Here is a 24,611-nt window from a genome sequence, read left to right as displayed (position 1 = left end):
TGATGCGGCCCGCCGCATAGTCGATATCCATCACCGAATCGACGATCGCGCAGGCGTTTGACCCGGGATCCTTGACAACATAGCTGATCGTGTTCGTGGCCGCGTCAAAGAACGCCTCGATCTGCGGTTTGACATCCATGTTCACGGGATAGTTTGCCATGATGGCGCCCCTTCTCATTTGTCCAGAACTCAGCGCTGGCAGGTGCGGATGCCAAAAATTCGGTACAGCGGACAGAATCGCACCCCCGCCGTCCCAAGCATCACGACGCCAACCGCCACCGCGATCCATTTCGGCGCACCCACGGCCAGTGCAGGCACGAACCCGCCGAACGCCATCGCCAGAAGCGCAAGACCGATGAGGGCGCGCAACACCCTGTCAACAGTTCCGATATTCGCAGTCATCAAGTCTCTCCGATTTGATTGAAATCACTAACCGAGTATATCTCTTGGTATTTCTTGTCCGTGACTTGGTCACATTGGCATTCTAAAATATGAATATGTTCGGCAGAAATACAATCTCCCCCGAAAAAGATCCTTCTCGCCGCAGCCACCGTTGCGGGCCTCGCAACCGGCGCGCAGGCCGCCGAGAAAAACCTCGTCACCGTTGTCACTTCGCCCGAACCGCAGACACAGCTCATGTCGATGGTGTTGACCATGCAGGCGGTCCAGCAAGGCGCCCGCACCGCATCCTGCTCTGCGGCCCGGAGGTGACATCGCGCTCAGGGATGCGCCCGCCACCGCACCGCAGCCGCCGCGCGACATGAGTCCGCAGGGCCTGATGCAAAAGATCATGGAGGCCGGAGCTACCGTCGAGGTCTGCGCGATCTACCTGCCGGGCGCGGGCGCGGGCCCCGAGGCGCTGACCGGCCTTTATCGCACGGCCCTTGATGGCGGCAAAGCCTGTGCCTTTGCGTATCCCTTTCGGCCAGCAAGAAAAGCTACCTGCAGGTGCTATCACACAGATCAGCCGGTTTCGCGCCGTGATGATCAACTGGCTGGCCGGGGTCTTTGAACTGGGCAATGCCGATGGGTCGATCAAGGCCGTGCTTGGCACTGACGCGGAGGCGGCTGCCACGCTGCCGCTTCTTGAAGGCGCCCGACTCGCGGCGCGCGCGGAAGAATATCCCGCCCCTTACGACGCCGCCGTCCAGCTACTTTTGGACCGTTGCGCTTGATCGAACGCAACAGTGGTGGTCTGTGCCGTCTCTCCCGTGCTTTGACGTGACAAATCCGGCAGCGCCCGGGGTATTCCATGCGACCAACACCCATTTGATCCGTGTTGCGAACCGGGGAGCCATATTTAATCGAGTTGCGCTCCATCACGGAACCCTCTATGCCGCGCCGCAGCGAACCTGGACCCGGGAAGAATCCCGGGTGGCTTTTCCGGCCGCCGATCCGCCGGACAACGACAATCAACTGTGCCCTTGCACTCCGGCTTTGCCCCTCATGCCTTGCCGGTATCGGATACCATGACATGATTTCACTCGACGCCTATCGCAGCCAGTGGCTGGGACACATTCGCGGCGATCTTCTGGCCGGTCTGGTCGTGGCGCTGGCGCTTATTCCCGAGGCTATTGCCTTTTCGATTATCGCCGGCGTCGACCCCAAGGTCGGGCTTTACGCCAGCTTCTCGATCGCCGTGATCGTCGCGATCACCGGCGGCAGGCCCGGCATGATTTCAGCCGCGACCGCGGCGACCGCCGTTCTGATGATCACCCTCGTGAAAGACCACGGCTTGCAATACCTCCTGGCGGCAACGGTCTTGGCGGGCCTGCTGCAGATTGCAGCCGGGGTTTTCAAGCTGGGTTTCATCATGCGGTATGTTTCGAAATCCGTCATGACGGGTTTCGTCAACGCCCTCGCCATCCTGATCTTCATGGCGCAACTGCCCGAACTCGACCCGCGCGACGTGACCTGGCTGACCTATGTGCTGGTCGCTGCCGGTCTCGCGATCATCTACCTGTTTCCACTTCTGACAACGGCGATCCCGTCGCCGCTGGTCACCATCGTCGTCCTCACCGTCCTGGCGTTCGCGCTCGGGCTCGACGTGCGCACGGTGGGTGATATGGGCGAGCTGCCCGACACGCTGCCGATCTTTGTCATCCCCCAGATCCCGCTCACCTTCGAGACGCTGATGATCATCCTGCCCTACTCGGTGGCGGTGGCCGTCGTGGGCCTGCTCGAAAGCCTGATGACACAGAACATCGTCGATGACCTGACCGACACGAAATCGAACCGCAGCCAGGAGATGGTCGGGCAGGGCATTGCCAATACCGCGACCGGGTTCATCGGCGGCATGGCGGGCTGCGCCATGATCGGACAGTCGATCATCAACGTCAAATCCGGCGGGCGCGGGCGGCTGTCGACCTTCACGGCGGGCGTCTGCCTGCTGTTCATGGTGGTCGTTCTGGGCGATCTGGTCAGCATCATTCCCATGGCCGCTCTGGTGGCGATCATGATCATGGTCTCGATCGGGACGTTCTCCTGGTCGTCGATCAAGGCGCTGCGCACCCATCCGCGGTCGTCCTCTGTCGTGATGATCGCCACGGTCGTGACCGTGGTCTACACGCATAACCTTGCCATCGGCGTTCTGGTGGGGGTGCTGCTGTCCGGAATTTTCTTTGCAGGCAAGATCGCGCAACTGTTCCGCGTCCACTCCGAGATCAGCGATGACGGACGTGTCCGCACCTACCACGTCGAGGGTCAGCTTTTTTACGGATCGGTCGAGGATTTCATGGATGCCTTCGATTTCAAGGAAGCCCCGGAGCACGTCGTGATCGACGTGAGCCGCGCACATATCTGGGACATCAGCTCTGTTCAGGCGCTTGACCTGGCGATACTCAAGTTCCGTCGTGACGGGGCCGAGGTCGAGGTCGTCGGCATGAATGACGCGACCGAAACCCTCGTCGATCGGCTGGCCATTCACGACAAGCCCGGCGCCATGAACACGTTGATGGATCATTGAGGGAGGGGACAACCATGAACAACAAGATCATCGCATTGGTGGACGGGTCGATTTATTCGGAAAGCGTCTGTCATCACGCGGCCTGGATCGCGAAGAGAACCGATGCGCCGGTGGAATTGATTCACGTTCTCGGGCGCCGTGGCGGCCCCGAGAAGCAGGATCTCTCGGGCTCGATCCGTCTCGGGGCGCGGACGAAACTGATGGAAGAGCTGGCCGAACTGGACGCGCAGCGCGCCAAGCTGGTCAGCCACCGCGGCCGCGCGGTCCTGGAGGATGCCCGCGCGATTGTCGATCAGGACGGCGTCACCGAAATCACCACGCGCCTGCGCCACGGTGACATCGTCGAGACGATCACCGAGATCGAAGAGAATGCCCGGGTCATCCTGATCGGCAAACGCGGCGAAGCGGCGGATTTTGCCAAGGGGCATCTGGGCTCGAACCTCGAGCGCATCGTGCGCGCGGCCCATCGGCCGGTTTTTGTCGCATCGCGCGCGTTCCAACCCATCCAGTCGGTGCTTGTCGCCTATGACGGCGGCAGCTCGTCGATGAAGGCGGTGGATCACATCGCGCGCAGCCCGCTTTTCGCCGATCTCAAGGTCACGGTCGTCACGGTCGGCAGCGAAACCCCCGAGATCAACAAGGGGCTGGAAGATGCCAAAGCGCTGCTCAAGGCGGCAGGCATCGAGGCGGACACGCGTGTCATCGAGGGGCAACCGGAAACCGAGCTCGGCACGCTTGTCGAGGAAGAGAGCTTCGGCATGGTCGTGATGGGCGCCTATGGCCACAGCCGCATCCGCAGCCTGGTGATCGGCTCCACCACGACCGAGATGGTGCGTAGCTGCAAGGTGCCTGTCGTCCTCATGCGGTGATCGCCATGACGGTGCCGTCTTCCTGACGCCCTCCGACTTTCACGTCCTGCACCGATGGATGATTCCGCCTTCTCGGTCCTGCCCGTGGCCAGGCCCGGCCCCGGTGGAGGCTATTCAGAGATAAACCGGCTTTTCATCTCGACCTCCTGCTGGCGCATCAGGGACCACGCGGTTTCCATGTGGTCGGACATGATGGCGCGGGCCTGATCGGCGTCGCCCTCGCGAAGCGCCACGACAAGCCGTTGCTGGTGGTCGCGCCCCTGTTTCCAAAGCTCGATATTGGGCGGCGAATAGAGGCGCCGATAGACCGTGAGGTCCGTCAGCAGGTTGACCATGAAGTCGATGATGAATCCAAGCAGCGGGTTCTTCGCCTGTTCCGCGAGGATGGCGTGAAAACGAAGCGAGGCAACATGCTGTTCGCGTTCCTCGTCGAGCGTCGTGGCCGGCTCGGAATATTCGGCAATGTTCTCTTCGAGAAGCTGCAGCACCTCCTCTGGCAATTGGCCAGCCAGTGTCGCGGCCAGTTCCGGCTCCAGCGTCAGGCGAAGCTGGTAGAGATTGCCAATGGTCAGGTCCTTGAAATAGAAATAATTGCCAAGAAGCGCCTTGGCGCGTTGGCGGCTGACCTCGTGGACAAAACTGCCGCCGCCGGGGCCGGTGCGCGTCTTGATCAGACCTTGCGCCTCGAGAATGCGCATCGCTTCACGGATCGTGCCCTTGGCCATGCCGAACCGCTCGATCAGCTCTGCTTCGCCGGGCAAGCGGTCACCGGCCTGCAATCCCTGCTCGACCACCCAATCCTTGATCGCCTCGGCAACCTGGACCGGTCTGCTGAGCTTCGGTTCAGTCTTCGATCGGGTGGTGGCAGGCGGCAAGCTGGTCCTCTCCCATTTCTCTTAGCTCCGGCACTTGCGTGCGGCACAGGTCGGTCGCGCGCGGGCACCGCCCGGCAAATGCACAGCCCGGGGGCGGGTTTAGCGGATCGGGCAGTTCAGACCCCTTCTGCTCGGGCGCGGTCAGCGGCCGGCCCACGACCGGCGCACTGTCCGCCAGCAGTTTTGTATAGGGGTGCCGGGGGTTTGCAAAGATGCTCTCGGCCTTGCCGATTTCGACCACTGAGCCAAAGTAGAGCACGACAATCCGGTTGCTGACCGCCTCGACCACCGCCAGGTCGTGGGTGATGAACAGATAGGTCAGGCCGAATTTTTCCTTCAGATCAGCCAGCAGGTTCAGCACTTGCGCCTGCACCGAGACATCCAGCGCCGAAACCGGCTCGTCCAGGATCATGATCCGCGGGCTGGCCGCCAGCGCCCGGGCGATGCCGATCCGCTGCGCCTGCCCGCCCGAAAATTCATGCGGATAGCGGTCGAGGAATTCCTCGCGCAGGTTGACCGAGGCAAAAATCTCCGAAATCCGCGCATCGCGCTCGGGCCGGGGCATGCGGTGCAGCCGTTTCAGCGGCGCCTCCATCACCTGCCGGATGGTCTTGCGCGGGTTGAGCGAGCTGTTGGGATCCTGGAACACGTACTGGATCAGCTTGCCGAACGCCGCCGGGTCGGCGGTGTCAAGCGCGCGCCCTTCGATCTCGATATGCCCTTCGGTCGGCTCCAGCAGCCCCACCAGCATTCGCGCCAGCGTCGATTTTCCGCAACCCGATTCACCCACGACACCCAGCGTCTCGCCGGTCTCGACGTCAAAACTCACCGGCCTGACGGCACGCACCCCGGGCGCGGCAGCACCGAAAAGCGGCTTCTTCAATGGAAAGGTCTTGGCGAGGTTCTCGATCCTGAGCGCGGGCATCTAGACGGCCTCCTCGGGATAGAGGCAGCGCACGGCACGCGGGTGCGTACCCGCCAGCGGAATGTCACCGGCCCGGCAGCTTTCCCGCGCCTTGTCGCAACGCGGCGCAAAGGCACATCCCGGCGGCAGATCGTCCACCGCCGGTGGCAGGCCGGGGATAGCGGCCAGTGCGCGCCGCCCGCCCCCCAGCTCCGGCACGCAGGCGATCAGCCGCCGGGTATAGGGATGGGCGGGGGCATCCAGCACGGCCCGGGTCGGCCCCTCTTCGACGATCCGGCCGGCATACATCACCGCCACCCGGTCACAGAGCTGCGCCACCACGCCGAAATCATGGGTGATGAAGATGATCGCCAACCCGCGCTCGCGTCGCAGATCATCGAGCAGGGACAATATCTGTGCCTGGACGGTCACATCCAGTGCCGTTGTCGGCTCGTCGGCGATGATCACGTCCGGCTCATTGGCCAACGCCATGGCGATACCGACCCGCTGCCGCATCCCGCCAGACATCTCGTGCGGATAGTCATCGACGCGGCTTTCGGCATTGGGAATCCGCACGTCCTTGAGCAGTTGAACGGCCCGCGCACGCCCCTCGGCCTTGCCGAGCTTGTGATGCGACCGGATCGCCTCGGCCAGTTGCTCACCGACGCGATAGAGCGGATGCAGCGTCGAGAGCGGATCCTGAAAGATATACGCCACCCTGTCGCCGCGCTTCCGGCGCAGGCTTTCATAAGGGGCACCGATCAGGTCCTCGCCCTGGAACCGCACCGCCCCGCCGGTGATCACGCCGGGGGGCGAGGCGACGAGGCCCATGACACTGAGCGCGGTGACGGATTTGCCCGAGCCGGATTCGCCAATCACGCCAAGGCACTCGCCGGGCTTCACGGCCAGCGACACGCCCCCCACGGCGCGGTAGATGCGTTTGCCGACATGGAACTGGGTCTCCAGGTTCTGGATGGCAAGCAGGTCGTCGGTGGCAGCGGGGATATCGCCGGCGCGTTCGACCAGCGTGGTGGCGCGCGGCCGGCTGAGCGCGCCGGACCGCAGCCGCGGGTCCAGCGCGTCGCGCACCCCGTCGCCCAGCAGGTTGATCGACATCACGATCAGGAAGATCATGATCCCCGGCACGATCGAGGTATGCGGATGCGAAATGAGCGCCGAGCGCGCCTCGCCCAGCATCGAGCCAAGATCGGCCTGCGGCGGCTGACTGCCAAGCCCGAGGAAGCTGAGCCCGGCGGTTTCGAGGATCATCCAGCCCACCGTGGTGGACATCGCGATGATGATCACCGGCAGCACATTGGGCAGCAACTCGGTCAGGATGATACGGGTATGGCCCATCCCCGCCAGCCGCGCCGCGTCGATGAACTCGCGGCCCGCGAGACCCACGGTGATGCCGCGGATATTCCGGGCAAAGAACGGCACGTTCACCGCCGCCACGGCGATGAGTGCGTTCATCAGCCCGGGGCCGAGGGCGGCAACGATGGCCAGCGCCAGCAGGATGTAGGGGAACGCCATCAACATATCGACGCCGCGCATGATGATGTTGTCGGTGCGTCCGCCGAAATAGCCGGCAACAATCCCGATGGCAGAGCCGATCGTCGCGGCAATCAGCGCCGCGACGACACCGACGGCCAGCGACAGTCTCGTGCCGTGCAGCAGGCGGCTGGCCAGGTCGCGACCGAGATGATCGGTGCCCAACAGGTAGCCCTCGGTAAAGGGCCGCTTGAAACGATCGACGGTGGCGGTGGCGTCGGGGTTTTGCAGCGGCAGGAGCGGCGTGATCAGCACCAGGATCAGGATGGCGGTCAGCACCACCGCACCCATCGCCGCCAGCCGGTTGCGAAAGAGAAGTTTCAGGAACGCGGTCATGTCTTGATCCTTGGATCAAGCAGGCCTTGCGCCACATCCACGGCGATATTGAACATCACGTAGCAGGCCGCAACGAAAACGACGCCCCCCTGCACCAGCAACAGGTCGCGCGTCAGGATCGCGTCGACCAGCATCCGGCCCACGCCCGGCCATTGAAAGACAATCTCGATATAGACGGCACCCGACAGGACGAACCCGGCCTGAATCCCGAGCACCGGAATGATCGAAACCATCGCCGCGCGCAGGGCATGGCCCATGATCACGCGGCGCTCATGCACGCCCTTGGCGCGCGCGGTCCGGATGTAATCCTGCCTCAGCACTTCGAGCATGGCCGACCGCGACAGCCGCGCGATGACCCCGGTGGCCACGGCTGCCAGCGCCAGCGACGGCATGATCAGGTGGCGGATCAGGTCAGGCAGATCACCGCCACCATAGATAGCAAACATTCCGCTGACCGGAAGCCACCGCAGGTTCACCGCGAAGAGCAGGATCATCATCATGCCGAGAAAGAAGGACGGCACCGAAATGCCGATGAGCACCACGAAGGTGATCGCCTTGTCCGCGAAGCCATATTGGCGGGCAGCGGAAACCACCCCGGCAAGAATGCCGAGCACCGAGCACAGGACAAACGCCGTGCCCGCCAGGATCAGCGTGGCGTTGAACCGTTCCAGCACCTCGTCGATGACCGGGCGGTTCAATGAATAGGACCGCCCGAAATCGCCGGTCAGCATGTTGGAAAGCCAGATGAAATATCGCTGCACCAGCGGCTTGTCGAGACCCAGGTCGCGGTTGATCTTCGCCACGTTCTCTGGCGTGGCGTAGGATCCCAGGATCGCCGTCGCCGGATCGCCGGGAATGAGCGACATGATCAGGAAAACGATGATGGTGATCCCCAAAAGCACGGGGATGGCCGAGATCAGCCGTTTGAGGATATAGCCGCCCATGATCGCCCCTCCGCGCGCCGTGCCGTTTTCTTCACAAGAAAACGCGCCGGGATTCTTTCAGGGTTCCGGCTGCGCCCCGGGCACGCGTGGCGCCCGGGGCCGAAGGTATCAGTTTTTCACCACGTCTTGCAGATACAACAGGAACGAAGGCTCCAGACCGAAGTTTTCCACCCGGTCGCTGGTCACCGCGTTCTGTTTCCAGTTGGCGACAAAAACCCACGGCGCGTCTTCCTGCACGATGGCCTGCATCTCGCGGTAGAGCCGCGCGCGCTCGTCCTGATCGATGGCCGTGCGGGCGGCGTTCAGCAACTCGTCCACCTTTTCATTGGCGTAGTAGCCCGAGTTGAACCCGCCCTTGTCGGGCCACGCCTCGGACCGCAGCGCCAGGTAAGGCAGCGTGTCGGGATCGTTGGTCATCCACGCCATCTCGGCCATGTCGGCCTTGCCTTCCAGCCCCGGGTTCACCTCGCCCAGAAACGTGTTCCACTCGTAGGTCTCGATCGTCACGTCGAAACCCACGGCCTCCAGATCGGCCTGGATCGCGGTGCCCATCGGCACCGGATCGAGCATGCCCGAGCCGCCCTCGGTCACGTAGAACGTGAGCTCCGCGCCCTCTGCCCCGGCCTCGGCGATCAGCGCCTTGGCTTTTTCCGGGTCATGCGGGTACGGATCCAGCGCGTCGTTATAGGCCCAGGCGAATGCGGGCGGCGTGGGGCCTGCGGCCACGGTAGCGGTGCCCTCCAGCACGTCATTCACGATCGCCTCCTTGTCGATCGCGTAATTGGCGGCCTGGCGCACCCTCTTGTCGGCAAACGGGCCTTCCTTGGCGTTCAGGATCAGGAACCAGACATGCGGTCCCGCCTGCTCGGAGACCTTGAACCCGTCGCCCTCGAACTGACCCAGCGATGTCGGCGGCACCTCGACCATCAGGTCGATACCGCCGGCCAGCATCTCGGCCACGCGGGTGTTGGCATCGGTGATCGGACGAAAGACAACCGCCTCGGTCCCGGCGGCGTCGCCCCAGTAGTCATCGTTTCGCTCGACAACCACGGCTTCGTTCGAGCGCCATTCGACGAACCGGAACGGGCCGGTGCCCACGGGGTTGCGGCCAAACTCTTCTTCATGCGCCTCGACAGCGGCGGGCGAGACGATCAGACCGGTCGGATAAGCCAGGTTCGACAGGAACGGGGCATATGGCTCGCTGAGGGTGAATTTCACCGTCATGTCATCGACCACCTCGGTCGATTCCACCGATCCAAAGAAGAACGACAGCGGAAACGGGCCGGTATCGTGATAGGGATGGGTCTCATCCAGCATCCGGTCAAAGTTGAACTTCACCGCATCGGCATTGAACGGGGTGCCATCATGAAAGGTTACGCCCTCGCGCAAGGAAAAGGTATATTCCGTGCCGTCCTCGCTGATCGACCAGTCCGTGGCAAGCGACGGCTCGACCTCGAGCGTCCCGGACTTGTAGCGGGTCAAACCCTCGTAAACATTTACCAGTATCCGGAAATCATTCACCGCGGTCACGGCCGCGGGATCGAGCGATTTCGGTTCGGCGATCTGGCCGACGATCAACACGCCGGGCGGGGTTTGGGCGGTTGCAGAGGACGTGACGGCGCCGGTGGCCAGCACCGCTCCCGTAGCGGCAGCCATCAGCCCCCGGCGGGTCCAGGTCATGAATGTCATCGTTGATCTCCCTGTTGGCATGATCCACCTAATTTATCATGATAAATTGCTTTGGTCAATTTTTCATGATAAATTCCAGATTCTGTTGATAATGGACCGACATGACCTTTTCGATTCTCGCCCGCGACCCAGAAACCGGCTCCATCGGCGGCGCCGCCGCAACGGGCTCTCTGTGTGTCGGCGGCTGGGTCCTGCGCGGCGATCTGGCGGCCGGGATGTCGGCCAGCCAGGGCGCCGCCCCATCGACCCTGTGGGGGGAAGACGTGCTGCACATGATGCGCAACGGCGCCGGAGCGGAACAGGCCGTGGACCGGGTCACGAGCGATGACAAAGGCCGCGATTACCGCCAGTTGGCAGCGCTGGACCTGTCCGGGCAGACCGGCGCCTTTACCGGCGCCTCGAACGAACCGGAAAAGGGCAGCCTGGGCTTCGCGGACGGGATCGTTTCCGGCAACATGCTGACCAGCACAGGTGTTCTTGACGCGATGGCGGATCGCTTCCTGCACACCCGAGGCGGGTTCGATCATCGCCTGTTGTCGGCGCTTCATGCGGCCGCACAGGAAGGTGGCGATTACCGCGGGCTTCTATCCGCCGCGCTACTGGTGCTGCATCCTGGCAAACCGCCTTTGACCTTGCGGATCGACTATCACCCGGACGACCCGATAGGCGCGCTCCGGGACCTGCATGTCAGGGCAACGACGGGGTCGTATGCGAAATGGACAGACCAGGTCCCGACCGCCAGGGACAGGCAGCGCACCCTCGACTGACCGGGGCGTGCGGGCCGCGTTGCGGCATAACTGGGGGAAAATCCGCGCCGGTCAAAGGCAGAAGGAATCGGCGCACGGATACCAGCCGTCAAAGCTCCACCAACCGCTCCTCGATCGGTGAGGATTGCACGACAGAAGAGTTCGTCGCGCCGAAGGGGACGATCCTGTCAATGACCGCCTCCATTTCCGCGACATCGCGCACATGCGCCCGCGCGACGAAACAATCGTCTCCCGACACCCGGTCACAGGCCACGATCTGCGGTGTCTCGCGGATCGCCTCGATCATGTTGTGCATCTCTCCCGGCAGCGGCCGCGCCCGGATCAGGATCGTCAAACCATAGCCGAGGCGTGCCGGGTCGATACGCGCGCCGTATCCGGTGATGATCCCGACATCCTCAAGCCGCCGCACCCGGTCGGCCACACTCGGTGCCGACAGGCCGACGCGCCGCGAAAGCTCGGCCCGCGGGATGCGCGCGTCAGCGGCCAACTCGCGAAGAATCGCTGCGTCGATGGCATCGAACCCGGCCTCTTTCAAACGAAGGCATTCACTCGAATTTACCTCCTTATTATTGGCATATTCCGTGTTTGACATACTTGCTTTCCATATATTTGGCCAAAATTACCTTGCATCATGTCAAAATGAAAGATCAAGCACCGAACGCTCCCGGCGCGATGTCGCGCCTGTCGGACGCTGTCCCTCCGCACGCATGGTTCGGCGTCTCCGCGGTCTTCCACTATCTTGGACCGTCTTTCGCCGTGCTGCTGTTCCCGGTCGTCGGGGTTCTTGGCATCGCGTGGTTCCGCATCGCCTCGGCGGCGCTGATATTCGCCCCGGTCACGAGGCCCTGGCAAACATTCCGGCACTCAACGCACCGCGAGCGCGTTCTCCTGCTGGCGCTCGGCGCCTGCCTTGCCGTGATGAACAGCGCGTTCTATCTTGCCCTCGACCGGCTGCCGATCGCCCTTGTCGCGGCTATAGAGTTCATCGGGACGATCGGCATCGCGCTGTGGGGGTTACGGACCGGGCGCAACACGCTCGCCCTCGTTCTGGCGGTCGCGGGGGTCGCGCTCTTGATCGACATTCCCGCGCTTCTGGCGGCCGACGGCGCGGCAATGGCATCCGATCTTCTGGGCCTGTTCTGGGCGATCCTGAACGGCGCCCTGTTCGTTCTCTACATCGTTCTCGGGCACAGGATTTCCGAAAGTGGCGCCTCGGGCGGGGTAGAGCGGCTCGGGGCAGCCATGGCGGCGGCGTTTCTCTTCGTCATGCCGATCGGGTTCATGCAAGCGCTCGCCGCCTTCGGTGCGCCCTTGCTGGTGCTGGCGGGGATCGGTGTCGGCATCTGCTCCTCGGTCATCCCCTATGTCTGCGATCAGCTCGCCATGGCGCGCCTGCCACGCGCCAGCTTTGCCTTGCTGCTGGCGCTGCTGCCGGCATCGGCGACGATCATCGGGGCCATCGTGCTGCGCCAGATTCCGGGCGCGCTGGATATCCTCGGCGTCGTTCTGGTCATGATCGGGGTGGCGGTGCACCGGCCGGCGCCGCCGACCGTCCCCGGGCAGACCACCGCCTGAGTCCATGCCGCCGGTCACTGCACAAAAACGGACCGGCGCGCATGGCGCCGGTCCGTTGGGGCAGGCTCACATCGCCGCAATCATCTCGGATTGCTTCACGATCACCTCGGCCTGCTTGATCGAAGCAATATCCACGAGACGGCCCTTGTAGGTCGTGGCCCCCTCGCCGCGGGCCTTGGCCTCTTCCATCGCCTTGAGGATCTCGCGCGCCTCCTGCACCGATTCCTCGGTGGGCGTGAAGATTTCGTTGGCCAGCGCCACCTGCTTGGGGTGGATCGCCCATTTGCCAACCATCCCCAGCGTCGCCGAGCGCCGCGCCTGCGCGCGGAATCCCTCGTCATCCGAGAAATCGCCGAATGGCCCGTCCACGGGCAAGAGACCATGCGTGCGGCAGGCAGCGACGATGTTGGCCTGCGCCCAGTGCCACGGGTCGGACCAGTATTTCTCGCCCTCGCGCAGCATGTAGTAATTCTCCTGCGTGCCGCCGATGCCGGTGGTGGACATGCCCATCGACGCCGCAAAATCCGCCGCCCCGAGGCTCAGGGCCTGCATCCGGGGAGAGGCCGCCGCGATCTCCTCGACATGGGAAATCCCCGCCGCCGTCTCGATGATCGCCTCGAAGCCGAGGCGCTTCTCACGGCCCTTCGCCGCCTCGATCGAGGTCACCAGCGCATCAACCGCGTAAATGTCGGACGCACAACCCGCCTTGGGGATCATGATCTGGTCAAGCCGGTCGCCGCCCTGTTCCAGCAGGTCCACCACGTCGCGGTACCAAAAGGGCGAGTCGAGCCCGTTGATCCGCACCGAGAGCGTCTTGTTGCCCCAGTCCACCTCGTTGATGGCACGCACGGTATTGGCGCGCGCGGCGTCCTTGTCGGTTGGTGCGACCGAATCCTCCAGGTCGATATTGATGACATCCGCGGCGCTCGTAGCCATCTTCTCGAACAGCTTGTCGTTCGAGCCGGGGCCGAAAAGCTGACAGCGGTTGGGCCGTGCGGGCGGTTGGGGTTGCAGGCGAAAGCTCATCTCGGATCGCTCCCTTGGTTCGGAAATTGCGTGGATACTGGGGGCCGAGGTATGAAATTGCACGCGCCTGCGCAAGCCGGTTTCGTACACCACGGGATGCAAACCACACCAGCACCCATGCGCAGAACCTTCGCGAAATCGTGTCGAAGGCCGAAGAATCCCCCGAAATTTCCGGCACCCCCATTGATTCCGGTAGAAAATGGCGCAGCATCCGGTGCAGTCTGCGCGCGAACGCGCACCGCGCCAAGGAGACCGCCATGATCGAGACACCGTACCTGCTGTTCCTGGGCGACGCGCCCGACATGCTCGCCGCCAAGGTCGCCATCGGCATCCGCGACTGGCGGCCCGAGAACGCGCTGGGGCAGATCCGCCTGCCCGGCTGCGGCGCCGACCTCGGGCTGCCCGACATGACCCTGGCCGAGGCACGCGCGGCGGGCGCCAAGACCCTCGTCATCGGCGTGGCCAATCGCGGCGGCGTCATCAGCCCGGAATGGAAGAAGGTGCTGATCGAGGCGCTGGAGATGGATTATGACCTCGCATCGGGGCTGCACAACCTGCTTCGCGACGAGGGCGATCTCGTGGCCGCGGCGCAGACGCATGGCGGCACGCTGCACGACGTGCGGGTGCCGACCGTGGGCTATCCCATCGCCAACGGTGTCAAGCGCACCGGCAAGCGCTGCCTTGCCGTGGGCACCGATTGCTCGGTCGGCAAGATGTATACCGCGATGGCGATGGAAGCCGAGATGGTGGCGCGTGGCATGAAGGCCACGTTCCGCGCCACCGGGCAGACCGGCATCCTCATCACCGGCCACGGCGTGCCGCTCGACGCGGTGATCGCCGATTTCATGGCCGGATCGGTGGAATACCTCAGCCCCGACAACGACCCCGACCACTGGGACATGATCGAGGGACAGGGCAGCCTGTTTCACGTCTCCTATTCGGGGGTGACGCTGGCGCTCATCCACGGCGGGCAGCCCGACGCGCTGATCCTGTGCCACGAACCGACGCGGCGCCACATGCGCGGGCTTCCGGGTTATACGCTGCCGTCGCTCGAGACGCTGCGCGACACCGCCCTGCCGCTGGCGCGGGTGTCGAACCCGGCCTGCGTGGTGGCGGGCGTGTCGGTCAACACCCAACACATGGACGAGGCCGCGGCGCGCACCTACCTTGAAAAGGTCGAGGCCGAAATGGGCCTGCCGACCACCGATCCCTACCGTTTCGGCCCGGGCACGCTGGTGGACGCGCTGGCCGCGATCTGATCGGGCGGGGCCTCCGGTGGGGGTGTTTTTGGAAAGATGAAAGGGGACCGCGTGGAGATTTCGGTAACGCGCGACATTTTCCGGCTGGCGCAGGTCTTTACCATCAGCCGGGGTTCACGGACCGAGGCACAGGTGCTGACGGTCCGGGTGCAGGACGGCGGCGCGGCCGGGTGGGGCGAATGCGTGCCTTACGCCCGCTATGGTGAGACGCTGGACAGCGTGGCGGCGCAGATCGCGGGCCTGCCCGGGGCGGTGACACGCGAGACGCTTCCCGATCTGCTGCCCGCCGGCGCGGCGCGCAACGCGGTGGATTGCGCGCTGTGGGATCTCGAGGCCAAGCGTCGCGGTTGCCGCGTGTGGGATCTGGCTGGGCTACCCGCGCCGGGGCCCGAGATCACCGCCTACACGCTCTCGCTCGACAGCCCCGACGCGATGCAGGCGCAGGCGGCAAAACATGCGCACCGGCCCCTGCTCAAGATCAAGCTGGGCACGCCCGACGACATGCCCCGGCTAGAGGCGGTGCGGCGCGGTGCACCCGATTCGCGCATCATCGTCGATGCCAACGAGGGGTGGAGCGCCGATATCTACGCCGATCTCGCGCCACACCTCGCACGGCTCGGCGTCGCACTGGTGGAACAGCCGCTGCCGGCGGGGGATGACGACGCGCTCATCGGGATGGATCGCCCCGTGCCGGTCTGCGCCGACGAATCCTGCCACGACCGTGCGAGCCTGCCCGCGCTCGCCGGGAAATACGACATGGTCAACATCAAGCTGGACAAGACCGGCGGGCTCACCGAGGCGCTCAGCTTGCGCGACACCGCGCGTGCCGGGGGCTACGGCATCATGGTGGGCTGCATGGTGGGAAGCTCGCTCGCCATGGCGCCCGCGACGCTGGTGGCGCAGGGGGCGGCGGTGACGGACCTTGACGGCCCGCTGCTTCTGGCCGAAGACCGGGAAAACGCCTTGATATTCGACGCCGCCGGGGTGCACCCGCCCGAGGCGGCCCTGTGGGGATGACGATATGCGCACTGTCTACGTGAACGGAGAGTACCTGCCCGAGACCGAGGCCACCGTCTCGATCTTCGACCGCGGCTTCCTGATGGCCGACGGGGTCTACGAGGTGACGAGCGTCCTGGGCGGCAAGCTCATCGACTTCGACGGCCACCTCGCGCGGCTGGAGCGCTCTCTGTCGGAACTGGACATGAAAAAGCCCTCCGCTTTCGACGACCTGCTCGACATCCACCGCGAACTGGTCCGCGTCAACGGCATCACCGACGGGCTGGTCTATCTTCAGGTCACGCGCGGCAGCGACGGCGACCGCGATTTCGTCTTTCCCGACCCCGAGACGACCGAACCGACCCTGGTGCTCTTCACCCAATCCAAGCCCGGCCTCGCCGACAACCCGGCGGCAAAGACCGGCATCAAGGTGATCGGCATCGAGGATATCCGCTGGGGCCGCCGCGACATCAAGACGGTGCAGTTGCTCTACCCCTCGATGGGCAAGATGATGGCAAAGAAGGCCGGCGCGGATGATGCCTGGATGATCGAGGACGGGCATGTGACCGAAGGCACGTCGAACAACGCCTATATCGTCAAGGGCAACACCATCGTCACCCGGCACCTGTCGACCGACATCCTCCACGGCATCACCCGCGCCGCAGTGCTGCGCTTCGCCCGCGAGGCACAGATGCACGTGGAAGAGCGCGCCTTCACCATGGACGAGGCCAAGGCCGCCGACGAGGCCTTCGTCACTTCGGCCTCGGCCTTCGTCATGCCGGTGGTCGAGATCGACGGCACGGCACTCGGCGACGGCACACCGGGCCCGGTGGCCAGACGCCTGCGCGAGATCTACCTCGAAGAAAGCCTGAAGTCGGCGGTTTGAGGGCGTCGTTCGACGCACGCACGCGACCCGGATCAACGATCTGCCAGGATTGACGATGGCAGTCGGGGCGCGTGGCGTCTCGGCACGCACTCGGTTTCGTCCGGGCTTTCAAACACACCACACACCGTCAGGGGACGTCAGATCAGCGTGCGCCCCACGTATCGGACAGCCGGTAGCCCTCAGGCCAGGGGTCCGAAGGATCCAGCATGTGCTGGTGCATCCCGGTGATCCAGCCGCGGCCGGAAATCTCGGGATGGATGGCCGGGCTGCCCCCGACCCTGGTTTCGCCGATGATCCGGCCCGAGAAGGTCGAGCCGATCACCGAGCGGGCGGTCAGCCGGTCGCCGTCCTTCATCGCGCCGCGGGCGTGCAGCACCGCCATGCGCGCCGAAAGCGCGGTGCCGGTGGGTGAGCGATCCACCTTGCCGGGTTGGATGGCGACGGCGGCGCCGGTCTCCATCCCCTCCGGCCCCTCGCGCAGCGGCCCGGCGAACAGGCAGAACGAGATGTGCCGCCAGTCCGGGTTCTCGGGGTGGGTGAATCCCAACTGCGCGTTGGCGGCATTGGTGATCCTGACGCCGAGCGTGGCAATGTCGTGCGCCTCGTCTTCCGTCAGGGAAAACCCCAGCGTTTCCGCGTCCACGATCACGAAACTGTCGCCGCCATAGGCGGTGTCCACAGTCAGCGTCTCCACCCCTTCCACCTCCAGGCGTGCGCCCAGCTTCTGCGCGAAGGAGGGGACGTTGCGCACGAAGATGCGTTCGGCCTTGCCATCGCGGCATTCTGCCCGCACCCGGACCAGCCCGCCCGGCGCTTCGAGCACCAGATGCGTCTCGGGCTCCTGCATCGGCACAAGACCCCCGTCTAGCAGCACGGTCGCGACGCAGATCGAGTTCGACCCGGACATCGGCGGCGTGTCCTCCGGCTCCATGATGATCCAGGCCGCCTGCGCCTCGGGGTGCTTGGGCGGCACCAGCAGGTTGACATGACGAAACACGCCCCCGCGCGGCTCGTTCAGGACGAAGTTGCGCAGGCTCTGGTCGCGGGCGATCCAGCGGCTCTGCTCCCAGATCGTCTCGCCCGGCGGCGGCAGGACGCCGCCGACGATGACATCGCCCACCTCGCCCTCGGCATGGGCAGAGATGACGTGGATTGTCCTGGATGATCGCATGTCAGAGCACCTTGCAAAGCCGCAGCGCATCGTAGATCGCCGCGTGTGTGTTGCGCGCGGCGACCGCGTCGCCGATGCGAAAGAGCTGGTAGCTACCGCGCTCATTGCGGGCCACCTCCTGCGAACGCCCCTCGACCAGCGCCTCGTAATCCACCTCGCCAAGATTGGTCGAGCCGGGGCGGAGATCGAAGTATATATCGTCCAGCGGCCGCGTACCGTGGTTGACGACCACCTGGTCGACGTGCCGTTCGCGGGTGACCCCACCATAATCGCTGCCGATCGTGGCGCGCAGAGCGTTGCCCTCGCGCCGCACCGCGTCGAGTTTCCACGTCACCGTGAACGTCACGTCATGCTTTTGCAACTCGCGCATGGACGGTGTCAGCGACATGGCCATCACTTCCGGGGCAAAGCTGCGGTCGCGGGTCATGATCTCGACCCTGGCGCCGGTCGCCGCGATCTTCTCGGCGGCTTGCAGCGCGGCATAGTCTCCGGCGTCGTCGTAGATCAGCACGTTCGCGCCCGGCTGGGCATCGCCGGACAGAATGTCCCAGGCCGAGACGACAAGCGCGTCGCCCTCATCGAGAACCTCGGTATGGGGCAGCCCGCCGGTGGCCACGATGATCACGTCGGGATCATGGGCCAGCACGGTCGCCTCGTCAGCGAGGGAGTTGAAGTGGAAGGTCACACCCATCCGTTCGCATTCGTTGAGCCGCCACTGGATGAGCTGGATCATCTCCTTGCGTCGATCGGTTTGCGCCGTCAGCCGGACCTGCCCGCCGGGATCGTCCGCCGCCTCGTGGACGATCACCTCGTGGCCCCGCTCCGCAGCGACGCGCGCGGCCTCCAGCCCGGCAGGGCCAGCCCCGACGATCACCACGCGCCGCCTGGTCTCGGCCTCGGCGATCTCGTGCGGCTGCTCGATCTCCCGCCCCGTGGCCGGGTTGTGCAGGCACAGCGCCATACCCCCCTGGTAGATGCGGTCGAGGCAGTAATTCGCACCCACGCAGGGGCGGATGCGCTCTTCCTCGCCGCGCATGATCTTGGCCACGATATGCGGGTCGGCCATGTGCGCGCGGGTCATCCCGACCATGTCGAGCTTGCCCGACGCCACCGCGTGCCGCGCGGTCGCCACGTCCTGGATCTTGGCGGCGTGGAAGGTTGGGAACTGCGTTGCGGCGCGAATCTCGCCGGCGAAATCCAGGTGCGGCGCGCTGCGCATACCCTGAACCGGGATCACGTCGGTCAAACCTGCATCGGTGTCGATATGCCCTTTGACGACATTGAGGAAATCGACCATCCCGCAATCCTTCAGCCGGTGCGAGATTTGCAACCCATCCTCCTTGGTAAGCCCCCCGGGCACATCCTCATCGCCGGTGTAGCGCACGCCGATGATGAAATCGGGGCCGACGCGCTCGCGAATGGCGGTCAGCGTCTCGAAGGTAAAGCGCAGGCGGTTGTCCAGGCTGCCGCCATAGTCACCGTCGAGATCGTTGGTCAGCGGTGACCAGAACTGGTCCATCAGGTGGCCGTAAGCCTGCAACTCGATCCCGTCGAGTCCCGCCGCCTTCATCCGCTCGGCGGCATCGGCGTAATCCTCGATGATGCGGGAAATATCCCAATCCTCGGCCTTTTTCGGGAACGCCCGGTGCGACGGCTCGCGCTCGTGGCTCGACGACACCACCGGCAGCCAGTCCGCCTTGTCCCAGCGGGTGCGGCGGCCGAGATGGGTCAGTTGGATCATCACCGCGCAATCGTGTTCGTGGCATTCGTCGGCAAGCTGCTTCATCCAGCCGACGACCTCGTCCTTCCACGCGAGGATATTGTTGAAGACCGGCGGGCTGTCGCGCGCGACCGAGGCCGAACCGGCGGTCATGGTGAGCGCCACACCCGCCCGCGCCCGTTCGGCATGGTAGGCGCGATAGCGGTCCTTCGGCATTCCGTCCTCGGGATAGGCTGGCTCGTGGCTGGTGATCATCAGCCGGTTCTTCAGCGTCAGGTGCTTGAGCTGATAGGGCTGGAGAAGGGGATCGCTGGTCATGGGAACCTCCGTGAGTTCCGCGGACGATTCCACAAAATGTTCACCTATGTCAATATTGAGTTCATCGATGTATATTTCTCTTGAATTGCGGGGATTTCAGCCGTAATCTCGGGCGCATGAGCAGGAAGCCCTCCACCACGGATGATCCCGACAAGAGCTCGGGTTGGCGCGGCTCACGCGAGATCTGGCTTGCGGCGGCCAAGCGGGCCTTTCTCGAAACCGGCCTCGATGCCGTGAAAATCCAGCCCTTGGCGACCCGGCTGAACATCTCCCGCACGAGCTTCTACTGGTTCTTCAAGGACCGGAACGCGCTGCTCGATGCCCTGCTCGAAGAATGGGACGCGAAAAATACCGGGGCCTTCGTCGATGCGACCGGCGCCTATGCCGAGACGATCGCCGAGGCGGTTCTCAATCTCATCGTGGTCTTCCACGACGAAGACCTGTTCGAGCCGCAACTCGATTTCGCGGTTCGGGGTTGGGCACACCAGTCCGACGACGTCATGGCCCGCGTCAATGCGGCGGACGAGCGGCGCCTGGATGCCATCCGTGCGATGTTCGAGCGCTTCGGCTTCCCGCCCGAAGACGCCGATGTCCGGGCACGCACCGTCTACCTCGTCCAGATCGGCTACATCTCGATGCAGGTGCGGGAAAGCCAGGCAGTGCGTATGGCCCGGGTTCCCGGTTACGTGGAAACCTTTTGCGGCGAAGCCCCGACGCAGAGCGAACTTGCCCGGTTCCACGCGCGGCTCGGGTTCCGAACACCCGGCCCCAACACCGCCGAAACAAGGGAGCCGAAGTAATGCGACCACACATCAACGAGCTGGACGAAACGGCATTCGACGTCGTCGTGATCGGGGCCGGCGCTGTCGGATGCGCGACGGCGCGCGAACTGGCAGGGCGCGGCTTCACGACATTACTGGTCGAACGTGGAGACATCGGCTCGGGCACCTCGTCCCGGTCCAGCCGGATGCTCTATTCCGGGCTTGGCTACCTCGCCGTGCGGTATCCGCTCTGGCAGATGATCTTCCGGCCGGTCGACATGATCCAGCGCCTTCTTTACACGCGCTCCGTCATGCAGTGCCGCGCCGAACTGGTGCGCCAGATGCCGGGCCACCTCCACAAGCACAGGTTTCACTACCCGTTCCGTCAGGGCGACCGTTACCCGCCCTGGCTCGTCGATACCGGCTTCCGGCTGGTAGAGGCGCTCGGCGGCTGGAAGGTGCCGCTGGACTACCGCCGCGTCTCGCATGAACAGGCCGCGACAGAGAGCGCACTGGCAGCCGACCTCGGCGGCCCCCTGCGCGGCGTCGGCGTGTTCGAGGAATACATGTATTCGTGGCCCGAGCGTATCTGCGTCGATACCGCGCTCGATGCCGAGCGCCGTGGCGCCACCCTGCGCACCTACACGGCGGTGACCGGGCTGACGCGGCAGGGCAACGCCTGGACCGTCACGCTCGAAGAGCGCGCACCAGAAGCCGAGGGCCACGCGTCGGTCACCGCGCAAATGGTCGTGAACGCCACCGGCCCGTGGGTCGACCGGTTGCCCGGGTGCGGCGGTGCCGGGCCGAACCGCGTCGTCGGCCTGAAAGGCGTCAACGTGATGGTCCGCCTGCCCGAGCGTTACCGTGGCGAGGGCCTGGAAGCCTTTTCAAGCAAGGGCGAGCCCTTCTATGTCTTTCCCTGGCGCGACCACCACCTGATCGGACCGACCGAGACGGTCGTCAGGGACGACCCCGACGATGTCCGCGTGCAGGACCATGAAATCGACTACATCCTCGACGAGGCAAACCGGCTCTTCCCCGACCTCAAGCTGACCCGCGAGCATATTCTGCATTCGTGGTGCGGCGTTCGGCCGATGTCGACACTCGACGGCACCACGACCCGCAACGCCGTTCGGATCGTCGAGGATTCATCGCAGCCGGGTCTCGCGACGGTGACCGGATCGACCATCATGCTGCATCGCCATGCCGGGCGAAAGGCGGCGCGCGCCGTCGAACGGAGGCTCGGCAAGAGGGGCGAGGCGCCTACCGGACCGATCGACGCCCCGCACCACCTGCGTCCTGACGAGGAGATCGGTCAGGTGGCCGCGACCGAGCATGTCGTGCGCCTGACCGACCTGATCAGGCGGCGCCTGCCCGACGGGCTCGACACGGCACTCGGACGCGACCGCGCCGAACACCTGTCGCGCATCGCCGCCGCAAGCCTCGGCTGGACCGAAGCGCGGCGGCAGGACGAACTGGCGCATTTCGAGCGAGAGACGGCGTCGATTTATCAAGCCCCCTGACCGCGCCCCGGCGGCGTCCAACCGAAGGGCCCGAACGTATCGGTCCCGATTCTCACGTATGAACAAGGCGTTTTCCGCACCGCCCGGCAGACGCCCGCAGACGCGTTGCGCGCGATTCACCTCGATGGAGAGTTTGACGGCAGCGGTTTGAGGAGGGCCGCGCCGTCCGCCCGCTGCGCACACCTTCTGCGCCCCCACGCGGAATTGCGCCCGGGGCGCGCAGGACGCACCTTTTCCCCAGGCCCAAGGAAAGGAGCCCCGCCATGACAAACCCCGTTCATCCCGCCACCCGCATCGGCCATGTCCATCTCAAGGTCGCCGATCTCGACCGCGCCATCGGCTTTTATTCCGGCGTGCTCGGCTTCGAGATCATGCAATACTATTCTGGCGGGCGGGCGGCTTTTCTCTCCGCCGGGGGCTATCACCACCATATCGGCCTCAACACATGGCAATCGCTGGGCGGCACGCCGCCGCCCCCGGGCCATACCGGGCTGTTCCACACCGCCTTTCTCTACCCCGACCGCGCGGCGCTGGGTGATGCGGTGCGCCGCGTTCTTGACGCGGGCATCCCGCTCGACGGCGCCGCCGACCACGGGGTGAGCGAGGCGGTCTATCTGCGCGACCCCGACGACAACGGGGTGGAACTCTACCGCGACAAGCCCGAATCCGACTGGCCGCGCGACGCCGAGGGCAACCTCGCGATGGTCAACGACCCGCTCGACGTCGAGGCGCTGCTAGCCGAGGCCCGCCCCGCGCGCTGATCCCTCTGGACGCCCCGGCGCGGGGGCCCTAACCTGCGCGCCGACAGGAGGGCAGCAAATGGCGACAGGCACCAATATCCGCACCTATTTCGAGGGCCGCTGGCACGACGGCGACATCCCGGTGATGAAGGCCGCCGATCACGGCACGTGGCTCGGCTCCTCGGTCTTCGACGGGGCGCGCTACGTGGATGGCATCATCCCCGACCTCGACCGCCATTGCGCCCGGGTCAACGCCTCGGCCGAGGCGCTGATGGTTACGCCCACCGTTTCCGTCGATGATATGCAGGCGATCGTCTGGGAGGGGCTCAAGGCATACCCAAAGGACGCGGCCATCTACATCCGGCCTATGTACTGGGCTCTCGACGGCGGCCACCTCGCCGTGCTGCCCAAGCCGGACGCCACCGGCTTTGCCATCTGCCTCGAGGAGGTGCCGATGCCGCCGCCGGGCACCACCACCACGCTCTGCCGCACCCGCTTTCGCCGCCCGGTGCTCGAGGATGCGGTGGTCAACGCCAAGGCCGGCTGCCTCTACCCCAACAACGCGCGCATGCTCAAGGAGGCGCGCGACCGCGGCTTCGGCAACGCGCTGGTGGCCGACGCGCTCGGCAACGTGGCGGAAACGGCCACCGCCAACGTCTTTGCGGTCAAGGATGGCGAGGTGTTCACCCCCATCGCCAACGGCACCTTCCTCGCCGGGATCACCCGCGCACGCCATATCGACAACATGCGCCGCAACGGCATGACCGTGCACGAGACGGTGATGAGCTTCGAGGATTTCGAGACGGCGGACGAGGTGTTCCTCTCGGGCAACCTGACGAAGGTGACGCCGGTCTCGGCCTTCGAGGACACGCCCTATCAGCCCGGCCCCGTGGCCGAGCGGGTGCGAGAGATGTACTGGGACTGGGCCTTTTCCGACGCGCGGTGATCCGCGCGGCGCACCGTGGCGTATCAATTGGTGACACACAGGAGAGTCCCATGCGCCTGATCGCCGCCCTATTCGCCACGCTTCTCGCCCTGCCCGCCGCCGCGCTCGACCGCACGACCCCCTTCGACAGCATCGACGGCGGCGACTTGCGCCTCGGCGACTGGGCCGGTCAACCCGTGCTCGTGGTCAACACCGCATCGCGCTGCGGCTTCACGCCCCAGTATGACGGGCTCCAGGCGCTCTACGACCGCTACCGCCACCGTGGCCTCGTGGTGCTCGCCGTGCCGTCCGACGATTTCCGGCAGGAGTTGTCCAGCGAGGCTGAGGTCAAGGAATTCTGCGAGGTGAATTTCGGCCTCGATATCCCGATGACCACCATCACCCATGTGCGCGGGCCCGAGGCGCACCCGTTCTACGCCTCGCTGGCCGCCGAAACGGGCTTCACGCCCGCGTGGAACTTCAACAAGGTGCTCGTCGCCCCCGACGGCCGCGTGGCGGGCACATGGGGATCGATGACACGGCCCCTCTCCGGCGCGATCACCCGGCAAATCGAGACGCTGCTGGCCGAGTGAGACGGAACGCGGAAGACAGGTTTGGCCTTGAGGGGACATTGCCGTGAGCCGTGTCATCGTATGTCCGCGGGCAGGCAATCCAACGGTTCTTCAGGGCACTTTATTTCTGATTTCCCGAAAAACATGCAATCGGTGCGCTAGCTTAGCCAAATCGCCTGTCCGGGGGGCGGACATGCGATGGCGCGGCGGCCTTCGGCCTTGAATCCGCGCCGGGACCA

The 24,611-nt window shown here is 65.0% G+C and carries 24 protein-coding genes, 1 pseudogene and 1 other annotated feature; of the genes and pseudogenes, 13 read left to right on the top strand and 12 right to left on the bottom strand.

Annotation, left to right across the window (positions count from 1 at the left end; all coding sequences use genetic code 11):
- The 3 genes and pseudogenes from AC13D8_RS00470 to AC13D8_RS00460 all read right to left on the bottom strand — a co-directional run.
- Window positions 1-160 (bottom strand): annotated as a pseudogene (locus AC13D8_RS00470) (MBL fold metallo-hydrolase); the annotation flags it as partial.
- 29 nt (window positions 161-189) lie between these two features.
- Window positions 190-402 (bottom strand): YgaP family membrane protein, encoded by a 213-nt coding sequence (locus AC13D8_RS00465; RefSeq protein WP_104017783.1) that lies wholly within the window; start codon window positions 400-402, stop codon window positions 190-192.
- On the bottom strand, window positions 402-656 hold the full coding sequence (locus tag AC13D8_RS00460; protein ID WP_482967202.1) for a hypothetical protein: 255 nt from the start codon (window positions 654-656) through the stop codon (window positions 402-404). Before AC13D8_RS00460 ends, AC13D8_RS00465 begins: the two co-directional genes overlap by 1 nt.
- A 231-nt stretch (window positions 657-887) precedes the next feature.
- On the opposite strand from AC13D8_RS00460, the gene AC13D8_RS00455 reads away from it, so the two are divergent.
- The 3 genes from AC13D8_RS00455 (at window position 888) to AC13D8_RS00445 (ending at window position 3,834) form a co-directional block, all read left to right on the top strand.
- Entirely contained in the window at window positions 888-1,175 is a 288-nt protein-coding gene (locus tag AC13D8_RS00455) for a hypothetical protein (RefSeq protein WP_482967201.1), read from the top strand.
- Between the two features lie 176 nt (window positions 1,176-1,351).
- Window positions 1,352-1,408 (top strand) — a sequence feature (sul1 is cis-regulatory element that is thought to sense ions involved in sulfur or methionine metabolism; They are found in Alphaproteobacteria).
- A gap of 66 nt (window positions 1,409-1,474) precedes the next feature.
- Complete coding sequence (locus AC13D8_RS00450) at window positions 1,475-2,965, top strand: SulP family inorganic anion transporter (protein ID WP_482967200.1); 1,491 nt, start codon at window positions 1,475-1,477, stop codon at window positions 2,963-2,965.
- 14 nt (window positions 2,966-2,979) lie between these two features.
- Window positions 2,980-3,834, top strand: coding sequence for a universal stress protein (locus tag AC13D8_RS00445; protein ID WP_482967199.1), 855 nt, complete (start codon window positions 2,980-2,982; stop codon window positions 3,832-3,834).
- Window positions 3,835-3,944: 110 nt separating this feature from the next.
- On the opposite strand, the gene AC13D8_RS00440 is transcribed toward AC13D8_RS00445, so the two are convergent.
- The 5 genes from AC13D8_RS00440 to AC13D8_RS00420 all read right to left on the bottom strand — a co-directional run bounded on the left by AC13D8_RS00440 (window position 3,945) and on the right by AC13D8_RS00420 (window position 10,133).
- Window positions 3,945-4,709 carry a FadR/GntR family transcriptional regulator gene (locus AC13D8_RS00440; RefSeq protein ID WP_482967198.1) on the bottom strand — a complete coding sequence of 255 codons (765 nt, stop codon included), beginning with the start codon at window positions 4,707-4,709 and terminating at the stop codon, window positions 3,945-3,947.
- Window positions 4,678-5,634, bottom strand: coding sequence for an ABC transporter ATP-binding protein (locus AC13D8_RS00435; RefSeq protein WP_482967197.1), 957 nt, complete (start codon window positions 5,632-5,634; stop codon window positions 4,678-4,680). Before AC13D8_RS00435 ends, AC13D8_RS00440 begins: the two co-directional genes overlap by 32 nt.
- Window positions 5,635-7,500 (bottom strand): dipeptide/oligopeptide/nickel ABC transporter permease/ATP-binding protein, encoded by a 1,866-nt coding sequence (locus tag AC13D8_RS00430; RefSeq protein WP_482967196.1) that lies wholly within the window; start codon window positions 7,498-7,500, stop codon window positions 5,635-5,637.
- Window positions 7,497-8,444, bottom strand: a complete 948-nt coding sequence (locus AC13D8_RS00425) for an ABC transporter permease (protein ID WP_482967195.1) — start codon at window positions 8,442-8,444, stop codon at window positions 7,497-7,499. Before AC13D8_RS00425 ends, AC13D8_RS00430 begins: the two co-directional genes overlap by 4 nt.
- A 108-nt stretch (window positions 8,445-8,552) precedes the next feature.
- On the bottom strand, window positions 8,553-10,133 hold the full coding sequence (locus AC13D8_RS00420) for an ABC transporter substrate-binding protein (protein WP_482967194.1): 1,581 nt from the start codon (window positions 10,131-10,133) through the stop codon (window positions 8,553-8,555).
- Window positions 10,134-10,234: 101 nt separating this feature from the next.
- Between AC13D8_RS00420 and AC13D8_RS00415 the strand changes: the two genes are divergently transcribed.
- Complete coding sequence (locus tag AC13D8_RS00415; protein WP_482967193.1) at window positions 10,235-10,900, top strand: DUF1028 domain-containing protein; 666 nt, start codon at window positions 10,235-10,237, stop codon at window positions 10,898-10,900.
- Window positions 10,901-10,988: 88 nt separating this feature from the next.
- Here the strand turns inward: AC13D8_RS00415 and AC13D8_RS00410 are convergent, their stop codons facing one another.
- The gene (locus AC13D8_RS00410) at window positions 10,989-11,492 is read right to left on the bottom strand and encodes an Lrp/AsnC family transcriptional regulator (RefSeq protein WP_482967192.1); all 504 of its coding nucleotides are present in this window, start codon (window positions 11,490-11,492) and stop codon (window positions 10,989-10,991) included.
- 47 nt (window positions 11,493-11,539) lie between these two features.
- On the opposite strand from AC13D8_RS00410, the gene AC13D8_RS00405 reads away from it, so the two are divergent.
- Window positions 11,540-12,475 (top strand): EamA family transporter, encoded by a 936-nt coding sequence (locus AC13D8_RS00405; RefSeq protein ID WP_482967191.1) that lies wholly within the window; start codon window positions 11,540-11,542, stop codon window positions 12,473-12,475.
- A 66-nt stretch (window positions 12,476-12,541) separates the two neighbouring features.
- On the opposite strand, the gene AC13D8_RS00400 is transcribed toward AC13D8_RS00405, so the two are convergent.
- Window positions 12,542-13,501, bottom strand: a complete 960-nt coding sequence (locus tag AC13D8_RS00400; RefSeq protein WP_104017793.1) for an L-malyl-CoA/beta-methylmalyl-CoA lyase — start codon at window positions 13,499-13,501, stop codon at window positions 12,542-12,544.
- A gap of 257 nt (window positions 13,502-13,758) precedes the next feature.
- Here AC13D8_RS00400 and dgcN point away from each other — a divergent pair, with 257 nt between their 5' ends.
- Genes dgcN through AC13D8_RS00385 form a run of 3 tightly spaced genes read left to right on the top strand, consistent with a single transcriptional unit; the run spans window position 13,759 to window position 16,642 of the window.
- The gene (gene dgcN / locus AC13D8_RS00395) at window positions 13,759-14,760 is read left to right on the top strand and encodes an N-acetyltransferase DgcN (protein WP_129433764.1); all 1,002 of its coding nucleotides are present in this window, start codon (window positions 13,759-13,761) and stop codon (window positions 14,758-14,760) included.
- Between the two features lie 51 nt (window positions 14,761-14,811).
- The gene (gene dgcA, locus AC13D8_RS00390) at window positions 14,812-15,777 is read left to right on the top strand and encodes an N-acetyl-D-Glu racemase DgcA (RefSeq protein WP_482967190.1); all 966 of its coding nucleotides are present in this window, start codon (window positions 14,812-14,814) and stop codon (window positions 15,775-15,777) included.
- 4 nt (window positions 15,778-15,781) lie between these two features.
- Entirely contained in the window at window positions 15,782-16,642 is an 861-nt protein-coding gene (locus tag AC13D8_RS00385; protein ID WP_482967189.1) for a D-amino-acid transaminase, read from the top strand.
- Between the two features lie 142 nt (window positions 16,643-16,784).
- Here AC13D8_RS00385 and AC13D8_RS00380 read toward each other — a convergent pair whose 3' ends face one another.
- A complete protein-coding gene (locus AC13D8_RS00380; RefSeq protein ID WP_482967188.1) occupies window positions 16,785-17,813 on the bottom strand; it encodes a trans-3-hydroxy-L-proline dehydratase in 1,029 nt (342 codons plus the stop codon).
- A 1-nt stretch (window position 17,814) separates the two neighbouring features.
- The gene (locus AC13D8_RS00375; protein WP_482967187.1) at window positions 17,815-19,851 is read right to left on the bottom strand and encodes an oxidoreductase; all 2,037 of its coding nucleotides are present in this window, start codon (window positions 19,849-19,851) and stop codon (window positions 17,815-17,817) included.
- A 116-nt stretch (window positions 19,852-19,967) separates the two neighbouring features.
- On the opposite strand from AC13D8_RS00375, the gene AC13D8_RS00370 reads away from it, so the two are divergent.
- From AC13D8_RS00370 to AC13D8_RS00350, 5 genes are all read left to right on the top strand, one after another.
- Window positions 19,968-20,651 (top strand): TetR/AcrR family transcriptional regulator, encoded by a 684-nt coding sequence (locus AC13D8_RS00370; RefSeq protein ID WP_482967186.1) that lies wholly within the window; start codon window positions 19,968-19,970, stop codon window positions 20,649-20,651.
- The gene (locus AC13D8_RS00365) at window positions 20,651-22,135 is read left to right on the top strand and encodes an FAD-dependent oxidoreductase (protein ID WP_482967185.1); all 1,485 of its coding nucleotides are present in this window, start codon (window positions 20,651-20,653) and stop codon (window positions 22,133-22,135) included. The genes AC13D8_RS00370 and AC13D8_RS00365 overlap by 1 nt, the downstream gene beginning before the upstream one ends.
- Before the next feature lie 263 nt (window positions 22,136-22,398).
- On the top strand, window positions 22,399-22,896 hold the full coding sequence (locus AC13D8_RS00360) for a VOC family protein (RefSeq protein ID WP_482967184.1): 498 nt from the start codon (window positions 22,399-22,401) through the stop codon (window positions 22,894-22,896).
- A 58-nt stretch (window positions 22,897-22,954) separates the two neighbouring features.
- On the top strand, window positions 22,955-23,821 hold the full coding sequence (locus AC13D8_RS00355) for a branched-chain amino acid aminotransferase (protein WP_129433751.1): 867 nt from the start codon (window positions 22,955-22,957) through the stop codon (window positions 23,819-23,821).
- A 50-nt stretch (window positions 23,822-23,871) separates the two neighbouring features.
- A complete protein-coding gene (locus tag AC13D8_RS00350; protein ID WP_482967183.1) occupies window positions 23,872-24,393 on the top strand; it encodes a glutathione peroxidase in 522 nt (173 codons plus the stop codon).
- Window positions 24,394-24,611: the final 218 nt, after the last annotated feature.

Source organism: Roseovarius sp. B-10, from assembly GCF_056859295.1.
This window is presented reverse-complemented; position numbering and strand designations above follow the sequence as displayed.

What these genes read in the sequence shown, in the direction of transcription:
- AC13D8_RS00410 (WP_482967192.1), bottom strand. Translation starts at nt 11,492, where the DNA reads ATGTCAAACACGGAATATGCCAATAATAAGGAGGTAAATTCGAGTGAA.
- AC13D8_RS00350 (WP_482967183.1), top strand. Translation starts at nt 23,872, where the DNA reads ATGCGCCTGATCGCCGCCCTATTCGCCACGCTTCTCGCCCTGCCCGCC.
- AC13D8_RS00385 (WP_482967189.1), top strand. Translation starts at nt 15,782, where the DNA reads ATGCGCACTGTCTACGTGAACGGAGAGTACCTGCCCGAGACCGAGGCC.
- AC13D8_RS00455 (WP_482967201.1), top strand. Translation starts at nt 888, where the DNA reads ATGGCGGCAAAGCCTGTGCCTTTGCGTATCCCTTTCGGCCAGCAAGAA.
- AC13D8_RS00425 (WP_482967195.1), bottom strand. Translation starts at nt 8,444, where the DNA reads ATGGGCGGCTATATCCTCAAACGGCTGATCTCGGCCATCCCCGTGCTT.
- AC13D8_RS00355 (WP_129433751.1), top strand. Translation starts at nt 22,955, where the DNA reads ATGGCGACAGGCACCAATATCCGCACCTATTTCGAGGGCCGCTGGCAC.
- AC13D8_RS00435 (WP_482967197.1), bottom strand. Translation starts at nt 5,634, where the DNA reads ATGCCCGCGCTCAGGATCGAGAACCTCGCCAAGACCTTTCCATTGAAG.
- AC13D8_RS00460 (WP_482967202.1), bottom strand. Translation starts at nt 656, where the DNA reads ATGGTCAACACCATCGACATGAGCTGTGTCTGCGGTTCGGGCGAAGTG.
- AC13D8_RS00420 (WP_482967194.1), bottom strand. Translation starts at nt 10,133, where the DNA reads ATGACATTCATGACCTGGACCCGCCGGGGGCTGATGGCTGCCGCTACG.
- AC13D8_RS00370 (WP_482967186.1), top strand. Translation starts at nt 19,968, where the DNA reads ATGAGCAGGAAGCCCTCCACCACGGATGATCCCGACAAGAGCTCGGGT.
- AC13D8_RS00400 (WP_104017793.1), bottom strand. Translation starts at nt 13,501, where the DNA reads ATGAGCTTTCGCCTGCAACCCCAACCGCCCGCACGGCCCAACCGCTGT.
- AC13D8_RS00445 (WP_482967199.1), top strand. Translation starts at nt 2,980, where the DNA reads ATGAACAACAAGATCATCGCATTGGTGGACGGGTCGATTTATTCGGAA.
- dgcN (WP_129433764.1), top strand. Translation starts at nt 13,759, where the DNA reads ATGATCGAGACACCGTACCTGCTGTTCCTGGGCGACGCGCCCGACATG.
- AC13D8_RS00380 (WP_482967188.1), bottom strand. Translation starts at nt 17,813, where the DNA reads ATGCGATCATCCAGGACAATCCACGTCATCTCTGCCCATGCCGAGGGC.
- AC13D8_RS00360 (WP_482967184.1), top strand. Translation starts at nt 22,399, where the DNA reads ATGACAAACCCCGTTCATCCCGCCACCCGCATCGGCCATGTCCATCTC.
- AC13D8_RS00405 (WP_482967191.1), top strand. Translation starts at nt 11,540, where the DNA reads ATGAAAGATCAAGCACCGAACGCTCCCGGCGCGATGTCGCGCCTGTCG.
- AC13D8_RS00365 (WP_482967185.1), top strand. Translation starts at nt 20,651, where the DNA reads ATGCGACCACACATCAACGAGCTGGACGAAACGGCATTCGACGTCGTC.
- AC13D8_RS00450 (WP_482967200.1), top strand. Translation starts at nt 1,475, where the DNA reads ATGATTTCACTCGACGCCTATCGCAGCCAGTGGCTGGGACACATTCGC.
- AC13D8_RS00375 (WP_482967187.1), bottom strand. Translation starts at nt 19,851, where the DNA reads ATGACCAGCGATCCCCTTCTCCAGCCCTATCAGCTCAAGCACCTGACG.
- AC13D8_RS00430 (WP_482967196.1), bottom strand. Translation starts at nt 7,500, where the DNA reads ATGACCGCGTTCCTGAAACTTCTCTTTCGCAACCGGCTGGCGGCGATG.
- AC13D8_RS00465 (WP_104017783.1), bottom strand. Translation starts at nt 402, where the DNA reads ATGACTGCGAATATCGGAACTGTTGACAGGGTGTTGCGCGCCCTCATC.
- AC13D8_RS00415 (WP_482967193.1), top strand. Translation starts at nt 10,235, where the DNA reads ATGACCTTTTCGATTCTCGCCCGCGACCCAGAAACCGGCTCCATCGGC.